Genomic DNA, 23,931 nt, shown 5'->3' with positions numbered 1-23,931 from the left:
GACGACACGGGATGGCGAAACAGTCATGGCCGGCACCACAGAACGGTGCGCGACAGCACCCAACGGTGGGCCCCACCCGCGATCACACCGAAGAGGTCTCTGGTTCGATCCCAGTGTCACCCACCATGGATATCTGCAGGTAGCGAGCCCGTCGCCGGAACCACCGGTAACGGGCCTTCGCGCTGAGGAACTCGCATTCCTTGCCATCAAGTGCGCGAGTACGGTCCGAAGCCGCAAACTCGGTAGTCGTGGTCAGAGCCTCCGCGGCGATCCTTTCCGAGGAGGCTCTGACCACTGCTGGTGGATTGGTTCGGCTATCTCACAGGCGCGGGTCCTGCTGGACCTTCAGGGCGTTGAGGATCGGGTCGCGCTCGCCGATCTCGCGGCGAAGCTCGATCTTCAGATCGCCACCGGCGTGCTCGACGGTGACCGTGTTCACGTCCGAGGTCAGCGCACCCACCTTCGCCTGCACGTCGTGGTCGTGGAGCACGGCTTTGCCGTCGACCAGAACATCGAAGGCACGCTTGCCGACCTCGACCTTCTCGATCTCCGCGAAGTCGAGGCCGATCCGGTACGTTCCGGCGGGCGCGTTCTTGAACACGTAGCTGAACGTCTCGCCGGTCCGCTGGGTGCGGAATAGCGCGTCGTCCTCGGTGCCGGCGATGTCGGCCTTGGTGGTACGCGCCTTGCCGCCGACGTAGCCCCACGGCCGCGAGCCGAGCTGCTGGTCGGGCGACCAGACGAAGCCGTCGGTGCCGACGTACCCGGATCCGCCCACGTCGACGCCCTGCCAGTAGGCCGAGGTCGCCAGGCGGACCGGCTTGAGCTGGGTCTCGCCCTTGGCGGCGTTCGACGCCACGAGCACGTCCCCGACGAGCACGCCGGGCTCGACGCCGGAGTTGTCTGCCGCCGCCGTGACCGTGGTGGACTCCCCGGCCGCCAGCGTGACCGTGCCGGTTGCGGCCGCGCCCGTGAGGGTCAGCCACGGAAGGTCGGCGGCCTCGTGCCCGCCGTCGCTGGTGCGCTTCTGCTCGCTGAGCCGCACCTCGAGCGGGGCGGAGCCGGTGTTGGTCACGGTCACGTCGGCCGTCGCCTTCTGGTCCTTGTCGAGGAGCCAGTCGAAGTCACCTCCGGTGAGGGTGGCGACGCCCGTGGTCAACGCCGTGTCGACGACCTCAGCTTGATCCTTCTTGGCGATGGTCACCGGGTGGCTGGCCGTGACGTAGTTCGGCGCTGAGACCTCCACGGTGTTCTCGCCGACCAGCGCCTGAGCCTTCCACCGGCCCTTCGCGTCGGTCGTGATGACCCGCTCACCGTTCGGCCCCTTGAGCGTGACGATCGCGCCCTCGATCGGCTTGCTGTCGTTCTTGTCGGTGACCGTGCCCTCGATCGTGCCCGAGGCGGGGAGTGTGTACTCCACCCCCAGGCCGGCCTTCAGGACAGGCTGGTTGAAGGAGTGCTGGCCCGCGGGGTTGTGCGTCAGGCTCTCCACACCGACCGTCGCCGACGACCCCCGGGTGAGGGGGTTGTCGCCGCCGACGCCGTCGCCGTACCCGATCTGGATGCGCCCGTCGGCGATCAGGGTGACCGAGAAGCTCACGCGAGCCGTCCGGTCGCTGTAGAAGGTGACGTTGCGCCATTCGATGACCTCAGCGGCCAGGCCGTCCACCTCGATCATGCCGAAGTAGATGCCCGCCTCGTCGTCGACGATCAGGTCGTCCCAGAACGGATAGATCGCGTCGAACGCGTACGGCGACGGCAGCTCCGTGTTGCCTCCCACGGCGCTGGCCTGGTCGAAGATCAGCTGGCCGTTCGTCGTCACGCACACGCCGTCCCAGGCCGTGTCGTAGAACGGGAACAGGAAGCTGGTGTCGAACCACAGCACGCCGCAGACGTCGTCGCCGTGCCACCCGGACTCCTGCGCGCCCTGGCGGTAGAGCCCGTCGGTCAGCTTCATCGTGTACGAGCGACCGGCGGGGGCCACCGGCACGGGACCCGGATCCGGCTGCTCGGGCTGGGGCTCCGGCTCCGCCGTGTCTGCGCGCGGGTCGAGCGTCACCCGCAGCGCGGCGATGGTCGGGGCCTTCAGGCCCTTCGAGCCCTGCAGCTCCACGGTCAGCGGACCGCCCTCGTGCTTGACGACGGCGGTGCGCCAGTCGGCGGCGTTCGGCCCCACGACCGCGGCCGCGTCGTACGCGTAGTCCGTCAGCGTCCCGTCCACGAGGACGTCGAACACCCGCTTGCCCTTGGCCACCTTCTCGGTCTCGGCGAACCCGAGGTCGATCGCGTAGGTGCCCTTGGGCGCGTCGGGGAAGCGGTAGAACAACTGCTTGTCCGCCGTGGTGCGCTGCGACTGGAACAGGGCGTCGTCCGTCGTACGGTCGATCCCGGCCTGCGTGGAGGCGACCTTCGTCTTCCCCTCGTAGCCCCACGCCGTCTTGCCGGCGGCCTGGTCGGCGGACCAGGTGAAGCCGGAGCCGTCGGTGAACGACTTTCCGCCGGCGTTGACGCCGACCTGGTACTTCGTGGTCGTGAGCGTCACCGGGACGTAGGTCTTGGACTGGCGTCCGGTGTCGGATCGCACCACGATGTTCGCGCCGAGGACTCCTGGCTTGGCGTCCTTGGAGGAGAGCGAGACGTTGACGGTCGTCGACTGGCCCGGGGCGAGGGTGCCGCCGGTCGAGGAGAGTGACAGCCACGGCAGGTCGGTGAGCAGATCGTCCTCGACGTCGACCAGCACGACGTCATCGGCGACCTGGTCCGCCGCCCACAGCGCCCCGGTCGAGTCGGTTTCGAGGCCGCCGCCCTGGGTCGCCTTCTGGCCCGGGAACCACCACGCGTTGACCAGCGAGCAGTCGTCGGGGTCGACCTGCAGCAGGCGGGTGGGCCGGTTCGAGGTGAGGTCGGTGTACCAGATGGTGTCGGACGCCTGGTTGTAGGCCAGGCCCGCCACCTCGGGCAGCGGCGGCGCGCAGAACGACAGCAGCGCACCGGCGTTGTCGTGCGACGTGCCGGCGACGGTTCCGATCATGCCGTTCATCCGGCCGCCGACGTAGAACACGTCCTCCGCCGGGTTGTAGGCGAGGCCGGTCAGCTGCAGCGTGGACCAGTCACCCTTGATCTGCCGGGTCTCCTTCCCGGTCTCCCGGTCGAAGCAGTGGATGTAGCTGGCCGGGCTGTCCTCCATCTGGCACATGTCACCGGTCCTGGTGTCGAGCGCCATGTCGAACGCCCGGTACTGGGGGTTCCACGCCGCGTCGAAGACCTTCCCGGTCCGCTTGCCCGTCACCGTGTAGGCGGTGTTGGTCCGCGCGTTGTAGTCGTGGACCCAGACGTCGCCGTCGTACCCGATGCCGGTGGGCTCCTTCTCGGCGATCGTGCCCGGGATGGGGATCCGGGTGATGACGTCCCCGCCGGAGGTCGGGCCGACCTTGGCGGCCGCCTGTGCTTCCGCTTTGGTCGCCGTCGCAGCCTTGCCGTCGGCGTTCGACGGCTTCATGCCGCTGGCACCGGCCTTCCACGCGGTGAGGTCGATCGTGCTGGCCGTACCCTTCCCGGTACGCGTCGTGGCGCCGGCGGCGTCGAGCTCGGGGTGGCGCGCGGCCTCTCCCAGGTTGTACGTCAGCGGTGCCGAGCCGGTGTTGGTCAGCGTGAGCGTGCCGACGCCCATCTGGTCGGTGCCCAGCACCGCGTCGAGGCCGTCGGCCTTCAGGCCGGCGACACCCGTGGTCAGCCGTGCGTCGACCGTGGCCTTGGCGTAGAGCTTGTCGAGGGAGAAGGGGTACGCCGCGGTCGTGTAGTTCGGCGCCTCGACGGTCATCGTGTAATCGCCGACCGGAAGCTGGCGATGCACGATGCCCGTCCCGTTGGTCGTGACGCTCTCGACGAGGCCGTCCTTGTCGGTGAACGACACCTTGGCACCGGACACCGGCAGCCCGTCGTTCTGGTCGACGACAGTAGCGTCGAGGTAGCCCCAGTCGGGAAGGTCGTAGGTGACGATCATCCCGTCGCGCAGCACCGGGGCGTTGTCGGAGAACCGGATGCCGTCGACGCCGGCCCAGCCCTGGATGCCGGTGACGGTGCGGGCGCCGCCGGTCACCGGGTCGTCGGTGCCGACGCCGTCGCCGTACCCCAAGATCACCCTGCCCGAGCGGGTGAGCGTGGCCGAGAAGTTGACCGGCTCCGTGTACTCCGACCGGATCGGGTAGGCCCAGATCTTGGCGTTGCGGAACTCGACGACGAACGCGTCCTCGCCGTCGACCTTGGTGACCGCCGTGAAGACTCCCCCGCCGGGGGCGAACTCGACGGGGGTCTCGACGTAGAACGGGAAGACGCCCGCACCGCCGCTACCGGGTCCGGTGCTGGTGTCCGGCGAGATCACACCGCGCAGGCCGAGGCCGAGGGTGTCGTGGCTCCCGTTGTAGAGCGCGACCGGGAACGGCAGCTTCACCGTCGCCCACACGCCGCTGGTGAACGCGACCGGGTCGGTGCCGCGCAGGTACTCGCCGTCGGAGACGGCGCAGCTGTAGCCGCCCTCGTCGACGACGAGCCCGACCGGGATCTCGCGCGACTCGTTCTGCGCGCCCACGGTCAGCGGGACCGTCGTGGGCGAGAAGCAGGCGTTGGGCTTGACAGTCAGCGTGTACCCGCCCTCGGGGACAGCGCTGATCGTGAACGCGCCGTTGGCGTCCGTGCGTACCGGCTTCAGCGGCGTGCCCTTGACGGAGACGTCGGCGTTCGGGACGGGCCGCTTCTTGTCGTCGACGACCCTGCCGCTGATGTCGTGCTTCGCGGCGGCCGTGAGCGGCAGCTTGACGGAGGTGTCCTGGCCGAGGGAGATCGTGACGTTGGCGGTCGCGGTCAGGTAGCCGAAGACCTTGGTGCTGAGCTGGTAGTCGCCGACCGGGAGGTTCGTGGTGAACCGGCCGTCCTTGTCGGTGCCGATCGACCGGCTGAACGGCCCGCTGATCGTCACCTCGGCGGCGGGGACCGGGGCGCCGTCGGCGGTGACGACACCGGTGAGGGTGCCGCCCTCCCGGGGCGCGAGCTCGAGCAGGCGGACGAGGTCGAGCCGGCCCTCGCCGTACTTGTTGTTGACCTCGGCGGTGCCGCCGCACTCCGTGTCGTCGACGTCGACGGCCGACTCGCCGAGCAGGCGGCGGGTCTGCTCGACCTGCCCGATGAGGGTCGGGTCGTAGCTCCACAGCGCCGCGACGGCGCCGGCGACGTGGGGTGCCGCCATCGAGGTGCCGGACATCTCGGTGTAGGTGTTGCCCGGGTAGGACGACAGGACGCCGGCGCCCGGGGCGGAGATCTCCGGCTTGATCCGGCCACCTTCACCCTCACCCTTGCGGGAGAACGACGCGAGCCTGCCGTCCGAGGCGTAGGCGCCGACGGAGTAGGCACTCTCGGCGGAGCCCGGCGAGGAGACGGTGTCGCAGGCCGCGTACGGCGCGGTGTTGCCCGACGACCAGACGCTGAAGATACCCGCGGCGCTCCACGCCTCGTCGATGGCCCGGAAGAAGTCGTCGAAGTTGTGCTCGACGGTCTGGCCCCACGAGTTGTTGATGACGTGCGGGCGCTTGGCCGGGTCAGGGTTGTTTCCCTGGACGTCGGTCGGGGCGAGCAGCCACCAGCCCGACCGGAGCAGCGACTCGACGCCGGTGCTGTCGCAGCAGCCGTTCGTCGCGATCCACTGCGCGTCCGGGGCGACGCCGACGTGGTTGGTGCCGTCGTCGCCGACCATGGTGCCCATCGTGTGCGTGCCGTGGCCGTTGTCGTCGCACGGCGCGCCCGTGCACGTGCCCCGGGTGGCCATCCAGTTGTAGTTGTGGTCGACGGTGCCGTCGGGCTTCGCACCGCGGTACTGGTGCATCAGGGCGGGGTGGTCGAACTGGACGCCCGAGTCGAGGTTGGACACGGTGATGCCCGCACCGGTGGCGCCCATGGCCCACGCCTCGGGGGCGTGGATGGCGTCCAGACCCCATGTGGCGGTGCCTTCCTCGGCCGCGGCCTTCGGGGCGGCGGGGCGGGCAGCCCGGTCGGCGGGGACCTTCTCGTCCACGGGATCGACCAGCGCGACCTGTGGCGTCGCGTGGATCTCGGCGACCTGCACCTTCGAGGCCACGTCGAGGGCGAGCTTCTCGGTGCCCCCCTTGACGAGCACGGTGTTGGCGATCGGGTACGAGGTGTACTTGACGCCTGCTTGGTCGAGTTCGGTGGAGACCGATGCCAGTGAGTCCTTCGCCGCCGCGGTCAGCGCGTCGTAGACGAACTGACCGCGGGCGGTCCAGTCGGCGATCTTCTTGGCCGGCCCGAGGTCGGCTTTGGTGTCGAACGTGATCCAGAAGTCGGAAGCCGGCTGCGTGCGGAAGCGGTCCTTCAGGCTCGACTCGATCTTCTTGGCGGCCGCGCCGGGATCCGGCTCAGCGGCGGACGCCGGTAATGGCTGAATGATGCTCAGGCCGACCGCTGCGGCCAGCGAAGCCGCGAGGGCTTTGAGTCTCATGAAAAGTCCTTCTGCCTACAGGGGCTGGTAGGGGTCGTGGCTCTCGTGGTCGTCGACACCATCGGCGTCGCGAGCGTCGGAGACGTCGCCTGCGCTGACGCCCGGCTCGCGCGACAGCTCGAGAGGTGGCTGGTGTTCGATGGCAGAGTCGTCACGCGCGACAGGTCGCTCAGCCATGCATCGGCCCAGGGCTATGGATCATGGAGTCATGCTCGGGCGCGACGAGCGTCCTTCGCTATCCAGCGGATACGTCAATATTCACGACGCGCCGTCGAGGGAATCCTCTTCTGCGAACACTCCGGCCTCCACCGCCTTGACCGCGAGCGCGGTCCGGGAGGTCACCTTCAGCTTGCGCATCGCCGCACGTAGCTGTTGATCCACCGTGGCCGCCGACTTGGCCAGGATCCGGCTGATCTCCCGGTTCGTCTTGCCGGCGACAACCAGTTGGACCACGTCGAGCTCGCGAGGGGAGAGCTGGTCGCCGTACCCTCGTCGGCCGCCGCGCCACAGTCGCGGAACCTCGGCGCCGTGTTCGCGAAGCCGCTGTGCGACACGGTCCGCGTCGCCGCGGGCCCCGAGCCTGAACAGCTGCTCGTACTGTGCGGCCAGCAGCTCCCGGCCTGGTTCGATCTGGCCTTGCGCGATGAGCGCCTCGGCTTGACGCTCGCGGGCGAGCATGGCGTCGTAGGGGCGCGGCAACGCGCTCCAGGCGCGCGCCGCCCGGTCGTATGCCGTCGCCGCGCGGGCGTGGTCTCCGGCTGCGGCGAGCAGCAGGGCGCGGCATACGGTGAGCGCGGCGCGAGGCGCAGGCGCCGTCCGGCCACGCAGTCCTCTGGCGAACTGGTCGCCCAGGCGTGTCGCAGCCTTCAGGTCGCCCGCGGCGAGGTGCGCCTCGACCCGGGCGGGGACGAGGTCCGTCGCCCAGACCCAGATGCCTTTTCTCCGGACGGTGTCCATCGGCTCGTTCGTGACCTGCAGCGCCCGGGCGCTGTTTCCGTCCGTCAGCCACAGTCTGGCCAGCGCAGCGGCGGCCTCCATCGTGTCGTCGGCTGCGCCGAGCCGGGCGGACTCCTCGAGGACGAGCCGGAACTGCTCCTCCGCAGCGCGCCGCCGTCCGGCTGCGGCTGCCAGCCGGGCCGCGAGGCGAATGCTGCCGAGGTAGTGCGCCGGCCGGTCCCGGTCGGCATCGGCGAGTGCCGCGCTTCGCTCCGCGAGACCCTCCCACCGGCCGGTGAGCCACGCCAGGTTGGCCTGTTCGAGTCGGACGTTGTGCTGCAACCGGGCCGCCTGCTCGGTCTCGGCAAGGCGCATGGCCACGGCGAGGTGCTTGTCCGCGTCGGCGTACCGACCCCAGATCAGTGCACCGGTCCCGACATTCGCATGGATGCGGGCCACGTCGAGACGCTCCGCCGAGCTCGCGCCGTCGGTGGGCAGGCCGGCGACGACGTCCCAGGCCTCCTCTTCGCCGAGCATGAGCAACGCCGCGGCTCGGTTGCCGGCCAGGTTCAGCCGCTCCGCGGGGGAATCGAATTCGGCGGCGAGCTCGGCGGCGCGATCCAGCCAACGCCGGTGGGTCGACGCCGGCCACGGTCCCGCATAGGCCCATCCGAGGTAGGTCATGGCCCGAGCCGCCTCGACCGGGTCATGGTCGAGGTTGGCCACCGCCTGCTCCAGCTCGCCGAGTGCGGCCTGCGCCTCACCCCCGGTGATCAGGAGCCGACCCAGGGGGTTGCGGATCTCGGCCTGCTGGCGGGCGGAGATACCGGGGGTCTCCAGCACCGACCGCAAGGTACGGATCACGCGGTGGTGGACCTCGTCGACCGGTTCGCGACGGCCCAGTGCGGCCACTCCGGCGATGCGCGCGACCCGGGCCCGATCCGCCGGCGGCAACACAGCCCACGACAACAGATCGACCAGCAGGTCGACTGCCTTGGTGTGGTCACCCGAGGCCATGGCCAGCTCGGCACCCTGCTCGGCGTACCGCGCCCAGGACCGCGTCTCGCCCGCCTCCCGGAAGTGGTGGGCAAGGCGTGCGACAGGCGGCGGCTGGATGTCCTCCAAGGCGCGGCCGGCCAGCAGGTGGAAGTGTCGGCGGTCGGTCAACGGGATCGCTTCGTAGACAGCCGTGGCGGCCAGCACGTGCCGGAATCGCCACTGGCCGCGGTCGTCTCCGTCCAGGACTCCGGCGTCGGCAGCCTCCGCGACAGCGCCTCGACACGCAGTTGGTGACAGACCGGCGGTCATCGCGATCGTGGCCAGCGACGACCGTTCAGCCAACGTGGCCGCGGCTCGCAACGCCTGCTGCGCCGTCGGCGACAGACGGCCCACCCGCTCCCGGGTGGAGTCGCGCACCGTCGGCGGCACCTGTAGCTCGCGCAACTTCAGCCGGACCCACTGTCCGTCGCGGAAGACGAGGTCGGCACGGTCGCACATGAGGCGAACCGACTCCTCCAGCGCGAGAGGAACGCCACCGGTCCGCTCGTGCATGAACGCCGTGAACTCCTGCGATATCGGGTTGCCGTCCAGCATCGAGGACACCAGCGCTGCCGTGTCGTTGGGTCGCATCGGCGCCAGGGCGATCCTCAGCTGGGTCACGCCGGCGGGCAACCGGGACGTCAGCCGCAGCAACAGCGATCCGTCGTCCACCTCCTCCGGCCGGTAGGAGATCACGAGGCTTGGCCCGTCCGATTGCTGTCGGGAGGTGACGAATAGCAGGAACTCCAAGGTCACCTCGTCGGCCCAGTGGGCGTCCTCGAGCACGAGAACGTCGACACGCAGGGCCCGCAGCAGCTCGTCCAGGGCGCGGAACAGGCGATGCCGTGCCGCCTTCGCATCGTCCAAGGGCGGCAGTGCGGGCGGCAGGTCCGAGGACCATTCAGGGAACAGGGGTCGTAACGCACCCGCGAGCTCGGTGAGCCGCAGTCGCGACACCGGGCGGTCGATCCCACGGAACGCGTCGACGATCGGCCCCAACGTCAGCGACTCGCGAAGCGGTGGGCACACCGAGACCAAGGCCGTGCGCTGGTCCGGCGCGGCCAGCCACTCTCGCAGCAGTCGGCTCTTCCCGATCCCCGCCTCGCCCTCTACCAGCACGATCGCCGGTGGCCGGGCCAAGGCGCCGCGAAGCGCCGTCATCTCCCGATCACGACCCACGAAATGCGGCGTAGAGACCGTCGGTGAAGTCCCGTCGTCCTCGGGCGAGGGGTCGAGCATGCGTGATGATCTCGCTTTTCCATGCTCGGGCACAAGTAGCATCGCGGCCACTCGCGTTGCGGGACCCTCAGCCGGAGTACCGAATCAGCATCGGGTTGGGCCGTCCGGAGACCTGGGGGGTTGCGGGGTCAGCTCGCCCGCCACCTCTTCGGCAGATCCGGTGCTGTCATGGTGCCGGGTGCTCGAGTTCCGAGCGGATCTGCGGAAACGAGTCGGTTGGGTTGTCGGTCTGGGGGAAGCCTATGAAGATCACCATGCCGATGGTGTAGACGTCGGCCCATGCGCAGAGGTTGACGAGGCCGTCCCTGCTTTGGCTGCTGCCACAGCGGGCTGCGCCGCCGAGCGGGCCTGGGGGGACCGGGGCCAGGTCGGTGATGGCCGGCCGGGCGGCGAAGACCTGGTCTAGCGTTGCGTCGGGGTCGGCGACGATGCCGGACACTCCGCTGATCAGGATGATCCGGCTGTCGCCTGGGCGGTGTACTCCGAGCTCGTTCGAGTACTGCTCCTCGACCGGCGTGTAGGCGGTGCCAACAGCGCTGGTCGCCTCCCCGTCGAGCAGCCTCTCAAAGCCGTCAGTGTTCTTCAGGACGGGTTCGCGCAGCCGTCGGTCGACCGTTTCGTTCCAGCTTCCGAGCAGCTTCTTCGGCTTGTCGAGTCGCATCGCTACGGGGGAGGGCGATGGCTTTGTGGCAGCCGCGGACTCGATCGTCTCGGCGCGTCGTGAGCAGCGCGCCGACCCCGACGTCAGTCCGGTGTTCAACAGCGACCTTCGCGGGCTGCCGCCCGCCGTTGTCGTCACGGCGGAGCACGATCCGCTCCGAGATGAGGGCAATACCTATGCGGCTCGGCTGGCGGCCGCGGACGTACCGGTCAGACATCGCTGCGAGGCCGGGATGGTGCACGGATTCCTTACCCTCGACACCATCTCACCCGCTGCGGCGGCGGCCGGAGACCGAGTTTTCGCCGACGTCGCCGATCTGGTCATCCGCCTCCAGTGACGTCGGCGGCGAGGACCTCGGGACGCTCGACCAGAACGCCGCGTTCGAACCGGACCCCGTGCCGGTACCACCGCTAATAGACGCGGCGCGTTCACCGCTCACCACCCGCTGCTGGTTGCTCGGGTCCCCGTTGGGCGTTCTTGCGGGCTACGGACTGGGCTTGCTCACAGTGTTGATCGGAACACCGGCGCGACGGGAGATCAGGCTGGCCAGCTGGTCCACGTCGGCGTAGGTGGTGTTGAGGGTCCAGTCAACGGTGTCCGGCCGTGGCGGGCATCGCAGCTTCAGCGTGTAGTGCAGCGTCGTGCCGGCCGGCAGCGAGTTCAACGTGTACGCGGTTTGCTCCGTGCTGATGGACACCACGTCGGCCCACCGCACGCCGACAAGGCGCCGGCCGGCGGCGTAGACGAAGCCGCCGTTGAAGACGTAGAGGCCGCCGCGCGTACGCCGGAACCACACGTAGACCCAGGCGGCGATGCTCAGCAGAACCAGCGCCATCCCAGTCACGGTCACGGCGTTGTACGGACCGTTGTTGAGGAAGTTCAGGGCGACGATCAGCAGCAGACAGCAGAAGAACGCCCAGGAAGGCCGGGCCGGCGGCGCACCCGCCGCTCGAATCGGCCGAGTTCTAGGCGTCGCGCCAACGCCGTAACCGCTTTGCCAGGGGCATCATTCGACATGGCCTGCGTAGGGGGTAGGTGGGGGTGGTCGCGCTTGCACCCTAGCTGATTTCGCAGCAGGGCAAGCCCGTCGTCCGGCGTCAACGCGCGGAGGCGGCACAGGAGCGCCTGGGCGACGTCGCGTGACTGGCGCTGTCGCGCGCTCATGCCGATGACAGCGGGTCGCAGTCCCCGTACGTTGGCGCCATGGCGACTTTCTGGACCTTGGGATGCGATGCCGACGATCCGCAGCGGATCGCTGCTTTCTGGGCCCTGGCCCTCGGCTATGTCAAGGAATCAGGCTTCGAGGAGCCCGACAACGCGTCCATCGTCGACCCGGATGGCCGGGGCCCCGCCATCAGTTTCCTCAAGGTGCCCGAGGGCAAGTCCAGCAAGAACCGTATGCACATCGATGTCCGGGTGGCCGGTCCAGGCCCCTGGGACATGGTCGAGCGCGCCCGACTGATCCGGCAGAAGGTCCCCGAGTTGGTCGCCGCCGGCGCGACGGTGATCCGCGAGGAGTGGTACGGCGACGCGCTCGGTCACGTCGTCATGCAGGACCCCGAGGGCAACGAGTTCTGCGTCGCTTGATGCCACGGCCACTGCCCGCGTTTCGACATCCGGATATGCCGCTGGTAGGCGCGGCGTTCGTGAACGTGCTGCGCAATCGACCGATACGGGTGCAGGAGTCAGCGCTGGCGAGCGCGCCCCCGAGCGCGGGTTCGCTCCGTCTGAGTGCCGGTTCCTGAAGGAGACCTTCGTCGACCAGCTCATGTCCGCGTGGCTGGGCATCGGCGCCATGGTGCGCCGGGACACCGCTATTCCTGGCCGGTCGGTTTGATCGGCTGTGGCCCGCGGTTCTGTCCCAACTCTGCGAAGGAGCGGACGAGCGGTGTCTCCCGGTCGGTGCGCCAGACGAGAGCCCATTCGGTGGGCGGGGCGTCGTGGATGGGCAGGTAGACGACGCCGGGGTAGGTGTAGTACCCGGTGACATGGGCGTTGAGTGGGCTGACGAGCTGTCCAGCGGCGATGAGGGCGAGGACCTCGTGGAAGGTGCGTGTGCGGGGGCCGCGGGGGATGGGCTGGCCGCTCGGGGTGAAGGCGGGCAGCATGGCCTCTACCCAGTAGTCCGGTGCGTCGGTTCCTGGGTTGAGCACTGTGCGCCCGGCGAGGTCCTCCACGGACACCGTCTGGCGTACGGCGAGGTCGGAGGTCGCAGGCACGGCCAGTACACGTCCCTCGGTGAGGACGACAGGTCCGGTGGTGAGGTCGTCCTCGTGCACGGGCAGCCACATCAGCTGCATGTCGACCTGCTCGGAGCGTAGGGCGGAGAACGGGTCGCTGAAGTGGAACTCGGCGGTCTCGACGGTGCAGGCGGGGTGGTCGGCGGTGAACTTCTCGATCAGCGGTCTCAGTTCGTTGCCCAACGCGCCCATCACGCCTATGCGCAGCGTGCCGTGGGCGCCTTGGGCTTCGGCGGCGGCGCCGGCCAGGCCGCTCTGGATGAGGTCGTACGCCTGCCGAAGGTCGTCGCGCAGACGTTGGCCGACCGGGGTCAGTCGCACCATACGGCTGGTGCGCTCGAACAGTGGGGCGCCGACGCGGCGTTCCTGCTTCTTGATCGACTGGCTGACACGTGCCTGCGTGACATGCAGCTTCTGCGCCGCGCGGCCGAAATGCAGCTCCTCGGCGAGCGCCAGAAAGATCTCGATGTCACGCAGCTCCATCGCGTCCCTTCGATCAATAAGTGTGAGCTAATGCCATGTTATCGAGCCTGTTGTTGATCTTCGGCCGCACTGCGCGGAAAGCTGCCGCTGACCAGGCGAGCACCGGAAGAAGGCAGCACACGTGCGCACGACAGACAACGAACCGGCTCTGCGGCTGGACCGGCTGACCAAGACGTTCGGGATAACGCCCGTCGTGGCGGGCGTGAACCTGACCGTGCCCGCGGGCGCGTTCCTGGGACTGGTGGGGCAGAACGGCGCGGGCAAGACCACCACGCTGTCGATGGCCGTCGGGCTGCTGCGGCCCGACAGCGGCACTGCGCACCTGTTCGGCGTGGACGTGTGGGCGAAGCCGGCCCGCGCCAAAGCCCTGGTGGGAGTCCTGCCGGACGGGTTGGCCATGCCGGAGCGCCTCACCGGCCGGGAGCTGCTCACCTATCTGGGTCTGCTGCGCGGCCTGCCCAAGGACGTCGCCGACGGGCGGGCCGGGCAACTGCTGAGCGTCCTGGAACTCGATCGGGCTGAGCGGACCTTGGTGATCGAGTACTCCACCGGGATGCGCAAGAAGATCGGCTTGGCCGCAGCCCTGCTGCACGCTCCACGGCTACTGGTCCTGGACGAGCCGTTCGAAGCGGTGGACCCGGTTTCCGCGGCGACCATCAAGACGATCCTGCGCGGATTCGTCGCCGGCGGCGGCACGATCGTGCTGTCCAGCCACGTCATGGCGCTGGTCGAGCAGCTGTGCGACCACGTGGCCGTCATCGACCGCGGTCGCGTGGCAGCAGCGGGACCGCTGGAACAGGTCCGTGGCGGGCGCAGCCTCGAGGACGTGTTCGTCGACCTGGTGGGCGGGAACGGGACCACCGGGAAGGAGCTGTCGTGGCTGTCGCGCTGACCCTGGCCCGGATGAAGGCCACGCTCCTGCGGCACTCGCTGCGCGGCCGGCAGCAACCGATGACCCTCACCGGCCTGACCATCGGACTTTTGCTCGCCGGAGGCACGCTCCACCTGGCCGCCACGGGAGATCTCGAGCTGCTGGCAGCCGTCTACGCGTTGTGGATGCTGGGCTGGGCGCTGGGGCCCGTGGCGATGGGCGGCGGCGACGAAACCCTCAAGCCCGAGCACTTCGCACTGCTCGGCCTGAAGCCCCACCGCCAGGCGACAGGTCTGTTGGCGGCGGCATTCGTCGGTCTGGCGCCGCTGGTGAGCCTGACGGCGCTGCTCGGGCTGCTCGTGTCCGGGATCCGGCAGGACCTGGCCGGTGCGCTGGCGGCGGTGCCGGCGATCATTCTGCAGCTCGCCCTGTTCGTCCTGCTGTCGAAGGTCGCCGTGGGACTACTGCGCCTGGCCCTGCGATCACGTATCGGCGCCGTCGCGGCAGGCGTCATCAACGGCGCCGTCCTGGCTGCGCTGTGCCAGATCTGGGTCTTCCTCGCGCTGTTCGACCAGCACGGCATCCCGCGGTTCGTCGCCTACCTCCCTTCGAGCTGGGGCTTGCGCTCCATCCGTGGTGACTACCTGGCACTGGCCGGCCTGGCACTGTTGGACCTGCTGCTCCTGGCGGTCTGGGCCGGCCTGCTGGCCAAGCCGGCTGTAGCCCCACCGACCTCGGGCCGACCCCGCCGACCCATCACCGCGACCACCGCCCAGGGCGCCATCGTGGCCCGGGAACTGCGCACCTGGTCCCGGGACCTGGCCCGCAACTACCAGATCGTCTTCGCGCTCTGCTTCGGTATCTGTTTCGGGGCGACACCGCTCCTGCTTGGCTGGCCCGGCATGCTGCCCTACGCCGGCCCGATCTTCATCCTGATGGCCGCGGGCATGACCGTGAACCTCTATGGCGCCGACGGCACCGCCCTCTGGCTCACCATCACCAACCCGGACGGCGGCGACGTCCGCGGCCGGCAGCGAGCCTGGCTGGCAGCCGTCGGACCGGCCGCAACCGTCGTCACGCTGGCCGGCACCGCCATCGCGGGCGGACCGTGGCCGCTCATGCTCGTACTGCTGCCCGCGCTGCTCGGCGCTGCGGCCGGCCTGGTGCCCCTGCTGGCGGTGTACGGACTGGTCCCGGGTATCGACCCGCACAAGCGCGGCGCCAACCCGCTGCGACTCAGCGACGACAACAGCGGCCTGACCGGACTGACCTATCTCACGCTCGCCCTCGTCGCGGCCGCCGCAGCACCGGCCGCACTGCTCGCCCTGCGGTACGGCTGGGCCGCCGTGCCCGTCGGCCTCGTGTCAGGCCTGCTCTGTTACTGGGGCCTGGGCCTTCTGGCAGCGCAGCGCCTGGCCGCGCGGGCACCGGAACTTCTGCACGCCATGCGTACCGGCCGAAAGCCACCGGCCCAAGCCGCACCCCGACTGCCCGCCCTGCCCGCACGCGCGCAGAACGCCGAATGGGTCGGCTTCGCCCTGGCGGCGGTCCCGCTGTTTCCCCAGGGTGTCGTCGCCGCGTTCTTCGTCGCCGACGGTGCCGAGCGCCACACGTGGTTCCTGGCCACCTACCTGAGGCAGGACCTGCGCTGGCCGACCGTGATCGGCATGATCGTGCTCGGGCTCGTCATGTTCGGCGCCGCCTGGCACCGAAAGCGAAGGTCCGCTGCCATGGCCGCATCCCCCGTCATCGCCAACAGCCCACCAGCATGATTCCCACAATATGGGCGCGCTTGGCGTGATCGGAGGTTGGTGGCGGCTGCGGTCAGTGGTGGCCACTCCGGATGCGCTGGCGGGCGTGGGAGCGGGCGGCGTCGGCCGGGGTCGAGCCGGTGGCGCGGGCGGTGCGCAGGATGTCGGTGAGGGTGTCGGCGATGCCGTGGACCCGGACGGTGGCCTGGGCCGAGGTCTCGTCATGTAGTTCGACGGCGGTGGCGTGGATGATGCCGCCGGCGCTCACGATGATGTCCGGGGCCCAGAGGATGCCACGCTGGTGCAGCAGGTCAGCGGTGGCCGGGGTGTCGAGTTGGTTGTTGGCCGGTCCGGCGATCGCGGCGCAGCGCAGTTTCGGCACCGTGTGCAAGGTGAGCAGGCCGCCGAGGGCCGCGGGGACGAGCACGTCCACGTCGGCGGTCAGGCAATCCCGCGGGCTGGCCCAGGCCGCGCCGGCGGCGCCGGCGAGCGTACGACGACTGTCGTCGACGTCGCTTGCCACCAGCGTCGCGCGGGCGTCGGCGAGCATCCGCAGCACGTGGCCGCCGACGCGGCCAAGGCCGAGCACGGCGAAGCTGCGCGTGGACAGGTCGGACGATCCGAACCGCTCGGCGCACAGCGCGTGCAGTGCGGCGAGGACGCCGACCGCGGTGTGCTCGGAGGAGTCGCCGCTGCCACCGGCGCCAACCGGTCGGCAGAACGCGTACGGCGTCCGCTCGGCGATCGTGACCATGTCGTCCGGGCCGGTGCCCACGTCCGGGCCGGTCGCGTAGGTGCCGGTCAAACCGGCGATGACGTCGCCCACGTCGTGCAGCGCCGCCCGGCGGGAGGCGCCGTCCAGAGTCATGCCGAGGGGCAGGGCGACGACGCTCTTGCCGCCGCCGTTGGGCAGCCCGGCCAGCGCGCACTTGTCCGACATCGCGGCCGAGAGCCGCAGCGCGTCGTCCAGGCCGTCGCGCCAGTGTGGGTAGTGCGCCAGCCGGCATCCACCGATGGCCTGGCCGAGCGCGGTGGAGTGCACCGCGACGACGATCGGCAGACCGGATCGTGCGCCCCGCCTGACGACGACGTGTTCGTGCATGGACTCGGTGTCGATGTCGGTCGCGACCATGATGGCTTCCCCTCGCCTGCTCGTCAGAACGGGAACGACAGTAAGCACCTGGCCGGTATCAACTGGCTCTCACCGAACGTCGTTCGGAGAAGGTGGCAAGATCTCGGTCGTGGACGAACTTGATGCGGCGATCATCCAGCATCTGCAGACACATGCGCGGCAGACCAACCGCGAACTGGCCCGCGCGGTCGGCATCGCGCCGTCGACCTGCCTCGAGCGCGTACGGGCGTTGAGGGAGCGCGGCGTGATCACCGGGTACCACGCCGAGATCAGCCTGACCGCCCTCAACCGCGGCGTTCAGGCACTGCTGCACGTGCAGGTCCGGCCGCTGAGCCGCACCGTCATCGACGGCTTCAAGAAGTACGCGATGGGGTTGCCCGAGGTGCTGTCGGTGTTCGTCGTGGCAGGCGGCGACGACTTCCTCGTCCACGTCGCCGTGCCCAGCGTGGACAGCCTGCACGCCTTCCTCATGGACAAGTTCAGCGGACGCCGCGAGATCGTCGGCTTCCGCAGCTCAGTGATCTATCAACACGCCCGGAAACAGGTCATCGACCCACTCGACATGTGAGCGGGCACCGCAGTCCCGACCAGCCAGAACGGCGTTCCCCGCTCCCGGCTGCGCGAGGCGCTCACCGACGAACACATCCGCGAAGATCACGATTGCGCCCCGGTCGGGAGTCGAGTTCGACTGGGCCGTTGACGGTTCCATGCGTCTCCCGTCTGCTATGCGCGGACAGGACGCGGATCGGGGGGCGCGACGATGGAATCCACGGCACCGGAACCGGCACACGTTACGCCGCCGGAACCGCACCGCCTTCGTGGATGGTTGGCGGTCGCGCTCGCCGGGGTGCTCATCGGCGGGGCCGCCGGGGTGACGGTCTGGCGGACGAGCGCCACCCGGTCACCGGCACCCGCCGAGGTCGTCACCCCGGTCACGGCCCAGGAACTCCTCGCCGGGCTGCCCGGCCGGCTGCTGCCGCCGGCCAACCCGACCGCGCTGCCCACCGATCGGGCCGTGGGACGCGGAGCCCTGCTCTACCAGATCGACGACACCAACGGGTTCGACGCGGCGGCCGGCGCCTTCCCTGAACGGCCGATGTATCTGGTGACCGCCTCCGGTGAACAGTTCGGCGTCGGGATGGCGCCCACCGTGGGCGAGTCCCGTCACATGCTCTCCCCGGACGGGCGGTGGCTGGTCCAGCGCCGAGACGGGCAGTGGCGGCTCCGCGACCTCACCGGGATCACCGAGCGGGCGGTCCCGCCCGGGTACGCGTTGCGGCAGTGGTCGACCGACGGACAGGCGTTGCTGCTCAGCCAACCCTCCGGCGCGGTTGAGATGTACACAGCGTTCACCCTGCCCGGCGGGGAGCTGCGCCCACTGGCGTTACGCGGGACGCCGAACCGCCGGATGCTGCCATTCCTGGACGGGCGAGAAATAGTCAGCGCAGAGTTCAACCTCGGCCCGAACGCCCGACCGCACCAGCAGCTCACCATCGCCATTCATGACGCCGACGGCCGCACCGCCCGTGCGGTGTCGCTCCCCACCACCCAGGAGGTAAGCCCCGGCGATATCCGCAACGCGCTCGCCCCGCTCGTGCGCGGTGGCGGCAACCCGCCAGCGGTATGGGCTCTGGTCATAGGACAGGAGGGGAAGGTCCTGACCGGCCAGCCGGAGGGGACGCGAGCAACGACCCCCAACACGTTGGTCGGGGTCGACCTACGGTCCGGCCGACCGGCCGGCCGGATCGAACTCGTGACATCCCGGGGTGACGAGGGTGAGTACTTCCTCGGTCTCGCCGGCACCGAGGTCCTCCTGCAACGCTGGACTGCGGACGGCAGTGAGCTGGTCGCCGTCGATCCGGCCACCGCCCGGCGTCGGGTGCTGACCTCGCTGCCCGAGCTTGCGCGGCTGACCGTCCCCGGCGAATAAGGATTATTTCCCGTCAATGTGGCACAACCATGATTCGTTGCTTGTTTTGGTGGCCGTCCGCCACGCACTGGCGCGGTGGGTGCGGGTCCGGCTCGGAGCAGCGGGTGGCGGGGATAAATGGCTTGCACAGGCGCCGGGCTGAGAGTTGGCTGCCGCCATGCCTTCCCCCTCACCGGTCTTCGTCGCGGGTACGGGTCGTTCGGGAACGTCACGGATCGCCGACATCATCGGCGAACATCCGCTGATCCACCGGATTCCCATGGAGACCCGGTTCCTCGTCGACCCGGGTGGCCTGCGGGACCTGGCCGACGCGCTCACCGATCGATACGACCCCACCGTCGGTGAGGACGCCCTGCGCCGGCTGAGCGACTTCCTCACCGTACGAGTGCCCGGCCGGCGCGACGATCGCGGCAAGACCGTTCCCGAGCTGGTCGGCGAGCGGCGCTACCGGGACGCGGTGCAACAGCTCTGGCCGCAGTTGGTCGCGTACACCTACGACGAGGCGGCGCCCGCGGAGGGCTTCTGGGACGTCGACCGGCCTGCCGGGCCGTTCGATCCGCTGAGTCGTCGGCGGGTACTTCCCAGGTATTTCAGCGACCGGGGCGAACTGCTCGGAATCTTGCGGGGTCTGATCGACACCCTGTTCGGCGGAGCAGCCGCCGACGCGGGCAAGCCGACCTGGTGCGAGAAGACACCGTTCAACCTGCTGTGCATGGAGTTCCTCTGGGAACTGGTCCCCGAAGCGACCATCGTGCACATCAAGCGTCACCCGGTCTCAGTGCTCGCATCCCACCTGGCCCAGTCCTGGGCACCGTCCACCGTCGACGGTGCGCTCGCCTACCTCAAGCCGGTCTACCACCGATGGCTCACCTGGAAGAACACGGTCGACCTGACGGGTAGGCGATACATCGAGGTGAAAGCGGAAGATCTCGCAGCCGACTGGCCCGGGCAGCGCCGCGCCCTGTTCGAACGGCTCGGCGTCGACGACTTCGCCACTCCTTCAACGTTCCAGTCGCACAAGCTGACGCGCCGCAACAACCAGTTCGACGACGAGACCCGCGAGTTCATCAGAGAAGCGCTCGGCAAGGTCATCCCGGCCATGGGATATGAGTGACGGCTCTGGCTCGCCACCATGACGACACCGCACCGCGGCCCTCGAACGCCCGGTAGACGCTGCTTCAGCCGAACCGCATCGCAGACCACTCGTTTCTGACTTTCCGCGGGGTAGCGGCGGGGCGCGACAGCCGGCACCGTGTGCTTACCTTCTGATATGCCGCATCCCATCATGTTTGACGAGGCGGACCCGCTCCTGAACCGGCTGCGGGCGCTCGCCCTGGCCTTCCCGGGCGCCGCCGAGAAGATTTCCCACGGACACCCCGCCTTCTTCACCACCAAGGTCTTCGCCTACTACGGGGGATCGGTGAAGGTCGACGGCGTCTATCGGCAGCATGAACAGTCGGTGCTCGTGCTGGTTGATCCCGACGAGCGTGCGGCGCTGGTGGGGGAGGACCGCTGCTACGTGCCGGCCTACCTGGGTGCCTACGGGTGGATCGGGGTGGACCTGACCGGCGACACCGACTGGGATGAGATCGACGAGCTACTCGACGCCAGCTACCGACGTACAGCCGGGCCACGCAGGGTAGCTGTGCTCGACTCCCGGCGGCCCCAACCCTGATGCCGACCGGGGCCATCAGGAGCGACGACCGCCACGACAGCGCCGGCCCCCGCCAGCCACCTGGATGCTTGGCTGCACCAGCCCGGCTAGATGATCATTGCGTACTCGGTGATCTAGGGTAAGGCGGATGCAGGTGACCGAGATCCGCAGGTATCCGATCAAATCGCTGCTCGGTGAGCAGTTGACGACCGTGGAGGTCGAGCAGCGCGGATTGGTCGGTGACCGGTTGTGGGCGGTGCGGGACGCGGACGGGAAGCTGGGCAGCGGGAAGAACACCCGTCGCTTTCGCCGGATGCCGGGTCTGTTCATGCTCCGCGGGCACCGTGGTGACCCGGTGCCGGTCGTCGAGTTGCCCGACGGGCGCCGCTTCGGTGCCGATGAGCCGGCCGCACACGAGGTGGTCAGCGAGGTGCTCGCTCGTCGCGTCACCATCGAGCGCGAGGCGGAGGTCAGGCACCATGACGAGGGGCCGGTGAGCCTGATCAGCACAGCAGCGCTGCGACGACTGCATGATCTTCTCGGGGAGCCGGTCGACCCGGCGCGGTTCCGGGCGAATCTTCTCGTCGACGTACCCGGCGGCGACTTCGTCGAAGACGGATGGCTCGGCCGAGCCATCCGTATCGGGCCGGAGGTCGTGTTGCGGCCACGCCAGCGGCTGACCCGGTGCGTCATGATCGACCTTGCCCAGGAGGACCTTCCCGAGCACGGACAGCTCTTGAGGACGGTCGCGGAGCACAACGACATGACGCTCGGCGTATGGGCAACGGTCGAGCGCCCTGGTCGTGTCGGGTTGGGGGATGTCGTCGAGCTCCTGCCGAGCTGACACCAGCGCCTGGCCGAGCGGTGCGTGCTCACCGCCCTGCTCGACCTGGTGTTCTGGCCCCGGCGCCCAGCCGGATGCGGCAGCGCCGCGCGTCATCACCTAGCGCATGTCGGGCGCCATCGGCCCATGGCCGGGCGGCGGGACGTTCCCTTGCGGACGGGCCGACCCCTCCGCGATCATGAGCGCCCCCCGACCGTCACCGTCCCGGCCGGCGGGACCGCCACGGTCACCGTCTCGATCGACGCGCCGGCCCTGCCCCTGGCCCAGTACAGCGGCGCCGTGGTCGCCACCGACGCCACCGGACAGATCGTCCTGCGGGTGCCCGTCGGACTCGAGATCGCACCACCGTCCTTCCCGGTCCGCGTCGAGTTCCGGGGTCACGATGGCAAGCTCTGCGGCGAGACCGGCTGGTACCACTGCTCGCATGTCTCGACTCCGTGGTACATGAACATCGACGACGGCCGGGTGGAGTCCCTGTCCATGACCGCCTCGGCCCCCACGACGGTACGGCTCCGGGCCGGCCGGTACGGCTTCCAGTCCTACATCGGCTGGGTCGACCCCGCCACCGACCGGCAACAGTTCGCGCTGGTCGTCGCCGACGACGTCGAGGTGATCGGGCCGACCACCGTGGTGCTCGACGCGTCGAAGGCGCGGCGGATCACCGTCGCCACACCGAAGCCGAGCGAGGCGATCCAACAGGAGATCGGCCTCACTCGATACGGCAACGCCGAATCGGTGGCGGCCATGTCGCTCATGCCCAACTACGGCACGCCCCTCTGGGCGACCCCGGCCAAGCAGATCCGGAAGGGCTCCCTGCTCTTCCAGCACCAACGTGACGCCACCGCCCCGCTGATCACGATGTCGGCGCCGTCGATGCCCTTGCACCCCTTGTACAACCAGTGGGTTCCCTGGTGGACGAAGTTCAGCGGCGTCCAGAACCTGAAACTGGTCGACCTCGGCGTGCTGAAGGCCCAGGAAGACGTGGCCGGCCAGCTCCCCGACGACCTGCGCATCGTCAGGGGCAAGCTGGTGATGATCGAGCTGGACGACGGCTGGAGCAGGTCCGGTGACAGCTGGACCTGCACGGTGCCGGACGCGTACGTCGATGCGATGGCGCAGGCGGGTGCCGCCGGACTGGTGGGCTTCCCCCAGGCACACTGCCCTACGGGCGTCGTCAATACGATCTTCCCGCACCGGTCGAGCATCCCGGCGCTGACCCTGCCGCCCGCCGAGGGGAGGGCGCTGCGCGAGCTGCGCCGGACCGACGCCTCCCTCTCGATCCGGATCACCGGCCAACCGGAGAGCGCGTACTCCTACCACCTGAAGTTCTACCAGCACGACCGGGTGTCGGCCGATCAGCACTACACCGCGACGGCGCGACAGCTCCAGCGGATCGACCGTGACTTCCACGCCGAGGAGCCGATCAGCGTCGTGGACAGCTGGAGCCAGCTCCTACCCGGCGAGCTACCGCCCACCCAACAGCTCTTCTTCGACCAGGGGCCGCGGGACCGTGAACGGTATGTCGGGCCGGTCGGTAACCCGGGCCAGTACGCCGAGAACATCGTGTTCCGGGTTCACGACCACGCGGGCGCGAACAGCACCGGGGTGGAACCCGACATGCCGCCCGCCAACTCGTACTACACGCTGCGGGCGGGCGCCACCAGCCACGAGGAGTGGTGGGGCGGACCGGTCGTTCCCGGTGCGCCCGAGACGACCCCGGACCGGTCCCACCTGGCGCTGTGCGGGGCGTGCCGGCAGGGCGACGTCTTCAGCCCGCTCCTCCCGGCCACCTTCACCGACCCGCACATCGAGTCGTTCTACCTCGAACCCATACCGGTGGGCCGGATGCACCTCTACCGGGGCGACCAGGAGATCGAACCCACTCCGCTCCTCGGCTACATCACCGCGTACACCCTCCCGGCCGAGCAGGCCCGCTACCGGCTCACCCACGAGCTGAACCCGATCGCGGAGAGCCTCCGGGACCGGTTCCACGACCGGCGGGTCAGCACCGAGTGGGGCTTCACCTCGGCCCGGGTGAGCGAGGAGAACAAGAACCATCTGGACTGTGCCGGCACAGCGATCGGGATCTCCACCGAGGCGTGTGCGGTGCAGCCGCTGGTCTACCTGCGCTACCGGCTCAACCTGGGTCTCGACAACACCGTCCGCCGCGGCGTGCACCGAATCCAGCTGCACGCGTACCACGAGGTGTCGGCTCGAACCGCACCGGCGATCACCTCGATCACGGCGTGGGTCAGCTACGACGGCGAAAAGACCTGGCAGGCGGCGTCGACCGGAACCCCCGACGGGGGTACGGCCACCGCCACCCTGCCGCCACCGCCCGCCAAGGCCAAGGCGGTCAGCCTGCGGGTGCAGGCCACCGACGCGGCCGGCAACACCGTCACCCAGACCGTGCACGAGGCGTACGGCCTGCGCTGACCAAGCACACGCGCGTGGATCCGTGGAACGCGCGCCGACCCACTGGAATGAAGCGAGCAGCCGGCCGGTCCCCAACCGGTCGGCTGCTCCGCGTTCGCGCATCGACGTACCGCACTATTTGTCAATCGGCATCCACACGATGAACCCGGCTGCCGTACTGATCCGCGTCGTTGCTCGTCAAGCGTCGGATGTGCAAGGGTTGGCGGCG

General features: G+C 69.5%; 16 protein-coding genes. 10 read left to right on the top strand and 6 right to left on the bottom strand.

Annotated features, from left to right (window positions below; all coding sequences use genetic code 11):
• Positions 1 to 319: 319 nt before the first annotated feature.
• From GA0070609_RS19920 to GA0070609_RS34530, 3 genes are all read right to left on the bottom strand, one after another.
• Entirely contained in the window at positions 320 to 6,508 is a 6,189-nt protein-coding gene (locus tag GA0070609_RS19920) for a S8 family serine peptidase (protein WP_088995181.1), read from the bottom strand.
• A gap of 258 nt (positions 6,509 to 6,766) precedes the next feature.
• Entirely contained in the window at positions 6,767 to 9,721 is a 2,955-nt protein-coding gene (locus tag GA0070609_RS19915) for an ATP-binding protein (protein WP_088995180.1), read from the bottom strand.
• Between the two features lie 166 nt (positions 9,722 to 9,887).
• The gene (locus GA0070609_RS34530) at positions 9,888 to 10,382 is read right to left on the bottom strand and encodes a hypothetical protein (protein WP_088995179.1); all 495 of its coding nucleotides are present in this window, start codon (positions 10,380 to 10,382) and stop codon (positions 9,888 to 9,890) included.
• 25 nt (positions 10,383 to 10,407) lie between these two features.
• Here GA0070609_RS34530 and GA0070609_RS33935 point away from each other — a divergent pair, with 25 nt between their 5' ends.
• Positions 10,408 to 10,719 carry an alpha/beta hydrolase fold domain-containing protein gene (locus GA0070609_RS33935; RefSeq protein ID WP_231928350.1) on the top strand — a complete coding sequence of 104 codons (312 nt, stop codon included), beginning with the start codon at positions 10,408 to 10,410 and terminating at the stop codon, positions 10,717 to 10,719.
• Between the two features lie 147 nt (positions 10,720 to 10,866).
• On the opposite strand, the gene GA0070609_RS19900 is transcribed toward GA0070609_RS33935, so the two are convergent.
• Positions 10,867 to 11,283 (bottom strand): hypothetical protein, encoded by a 417-nt coding sequence (locus tag GA0070609_RS19900; protein WP_331716942.1) that lies wholly within the window; start codon positions 11,281 to 11,283, stop codon positions 10,867 to 10,869.
• Positions 11,284 to 11,585: 302 nt separating this feature from the next.
• On the opposite strand from GA0070609_RS19900, the gene GA0070609_RS19895 reads away from it, so the two are divergent.
• Positions 11,586 to 11,969, top strand: coding sequence for a VOC family protein (locus GA0070609_RS19895; protein WP_088995177.1), 384 nt, complete (start codon positions 11,586 to 11,588; stop codon positions 11,967 to 11,969).
• A gap of 227 nt (positions 11,970 to 12,196) precedes the next feature.
• Here GA0070609_RS19895 and GA0070609_RS19890 read toward each other — a convergent pair whose 3' ends face one another.
• Entirely contained in the window at positions 12,197 to 13,105 is a 909-nt protein-coding gene (locus tag GA0070609_RS19890) for a LysR family transcriptional regulator (protein ID WP_088995176.1), read from the bottom strand.
• A gap of 121 nt (positions 13,106 to 13,226) precedes the next feature.
• Between GA0070609_RS19890 and GA0070609_RS19885 the strand changes: the two genes are divergently transcribed.
• Together GA0070609_RS19885 and GA0070609_RS19880 are read left to right on the top strand one after the other, a co-directional pair.
• Entirely contained in the window at positions 13,227 to 13,997 is a 771-nt protein-coding gene (locus GA0070609_RS19885) for an ABC transporter ATP-binding protein (RefSeq protein WP_088995175.1), read from the top strand.
• Positions 13,982 to 15,748 carry a hypothetical protein gene (locus GA0070609_RS19880; RefSeq protein ID WP_088995174.1) on the top strand — a complete coding sequence of 589 codons (1,767 nt, stop codon included), beginning with the start codon at positions 13,982 to 13,984 and terminating at the stop codon, positions 15,746 to 15,748. The genes GA0070609_RS19885 and GA0070609_RS19880 overlap by 16 nt, the downstream gene beginning before the upstream one ends.
• Positions 15,749 to 15,800: 52 nt before the next feature.
• Here the strand turns inward: GA0070609_RS19880 and GA0070609_RS19875 are convergent, their stop codons facing one another.
• On the bottom strand, positions 15,801 to 16,859 hold the full coding sequence (locus tag GA0070609_RS19875) for a Glu/Leu/Phe/Val dehydrogenase dimerization domain-containing protein (RefSeq protein ID WP_231928349.1): 1,059 nt from the start codon (positions 16,857 to 16,859) through the stop codon (positions 15,801 to 15,803).
• A 109-nt stretch (positions 16,860 to 16,968) separates the two neighbouring features.
• Between GA0070609_RS19875 and GA0070609_RS19870 the strand changes: the two genes are divergently transcribed.
• The 6 genes from GA0070609_RS19870 to GA0070609_RS19845 all read left to right on the top strand — a co-directional run bounded on the left by GA0070609_RS19870 (position 16,969) and on the right by GA0070609_RS19845 (position 23,723).
• Positions 16,969 to 17,427, top strand: coding sequence for an Lrp/AsnC family transcriptional regulator (locus tag GA0070609_RS19870; RefSeq protein WP_088995173.1), 459 nt, complete (start codon positions 16,969 to 16,971; stop codon positions 17,425 to 17,427).
• A gap of 258 nt (positions 17,428 to 17,685) precedes the next feature.
• Positions 17,686 to 18,789 (top strand): TolB-like translocation protein, encoded by a 1,104-nt coding sequence (locus tag GA0070609_RS19865; RefSeq protein WP_088995172.1) that lies wholly within the window; start codon positions 17,686 to 17,688, stop codon positions 18,787 to 18,789.
• Between the two features lie 145 nt (positions 18,790 to 18,934).
• Positions 18,935 to 19,903: a sulfotransferase family protein gene (locus tag GA0070609_RS19860; RefSeq protein ID WP_231928348.1), complete on the top strand. Its 969-nt coding sequence runs from the start codon at positions 18,935 to 18,937 to the stop codon at positions 19,901 to 19,903.
• A gap of 171 nt (positions 19,904 to 20,074) precedes the next feature.
• Positions 20,075 to 20,464 (top strand): MmcQ/YjbR family DNA-binding protein, encoded by a 390-nt coding sequence (locus tag GA0070609_RS19855; RefSeq protein ID WP_231928347.1) that lies wholly within the window; start codon positions 20,075 to 20,077, stop codon positions 20,462 to 20,464.
• Positions 20,465 to 20,591: 127 nt separating this feature from the next.
• On the top strand, positions 20,592 to 21,287 hold the full coding sequence (locus tag GA0070609_RS19850; RefSeq protein ID WP_088995169.1) for an MOSC domain-containing protein: 696 nt from the start codon (positions 20,592 to 20,594) through the stop codon (positions 21,285 to 21,287).
• A gap of 150 nt (positions 21,288 to 21,437) precedes the next feature.
• Positions 21,438 to 23,723 carry a hypothetical protein gene (locus GA0070609_RS19845; protein WP_088995168.1) on the top strand — a complete coding sequence of 762 codons (2,286 nt, stop codon included), beginning with the start codon at positions 21,438 to 21,440 and terminating at the stop codon, positions 23,721 to 23,723.
• The last annotated feature ends 208 nt before the right edge of the window (positions 23,724 to 23,931 follow it).

Origin of the sequence: Micromonospora echinaurantiaca (genome assembly GCF_900090235.1) — a bacterium.
Taxonomy (GTDB): domain Bacteria; phylum Actinomycetota; class Actinomycetes; order Mycobacteriales; family Micromonosporaceae; genus Micromonospora; species Micromonospora echinaurantiaca.
Note: the sequence above shows the minus strand (reverse complement) of the source record. Positions and strands in the feature narration are given on the sequence as shown.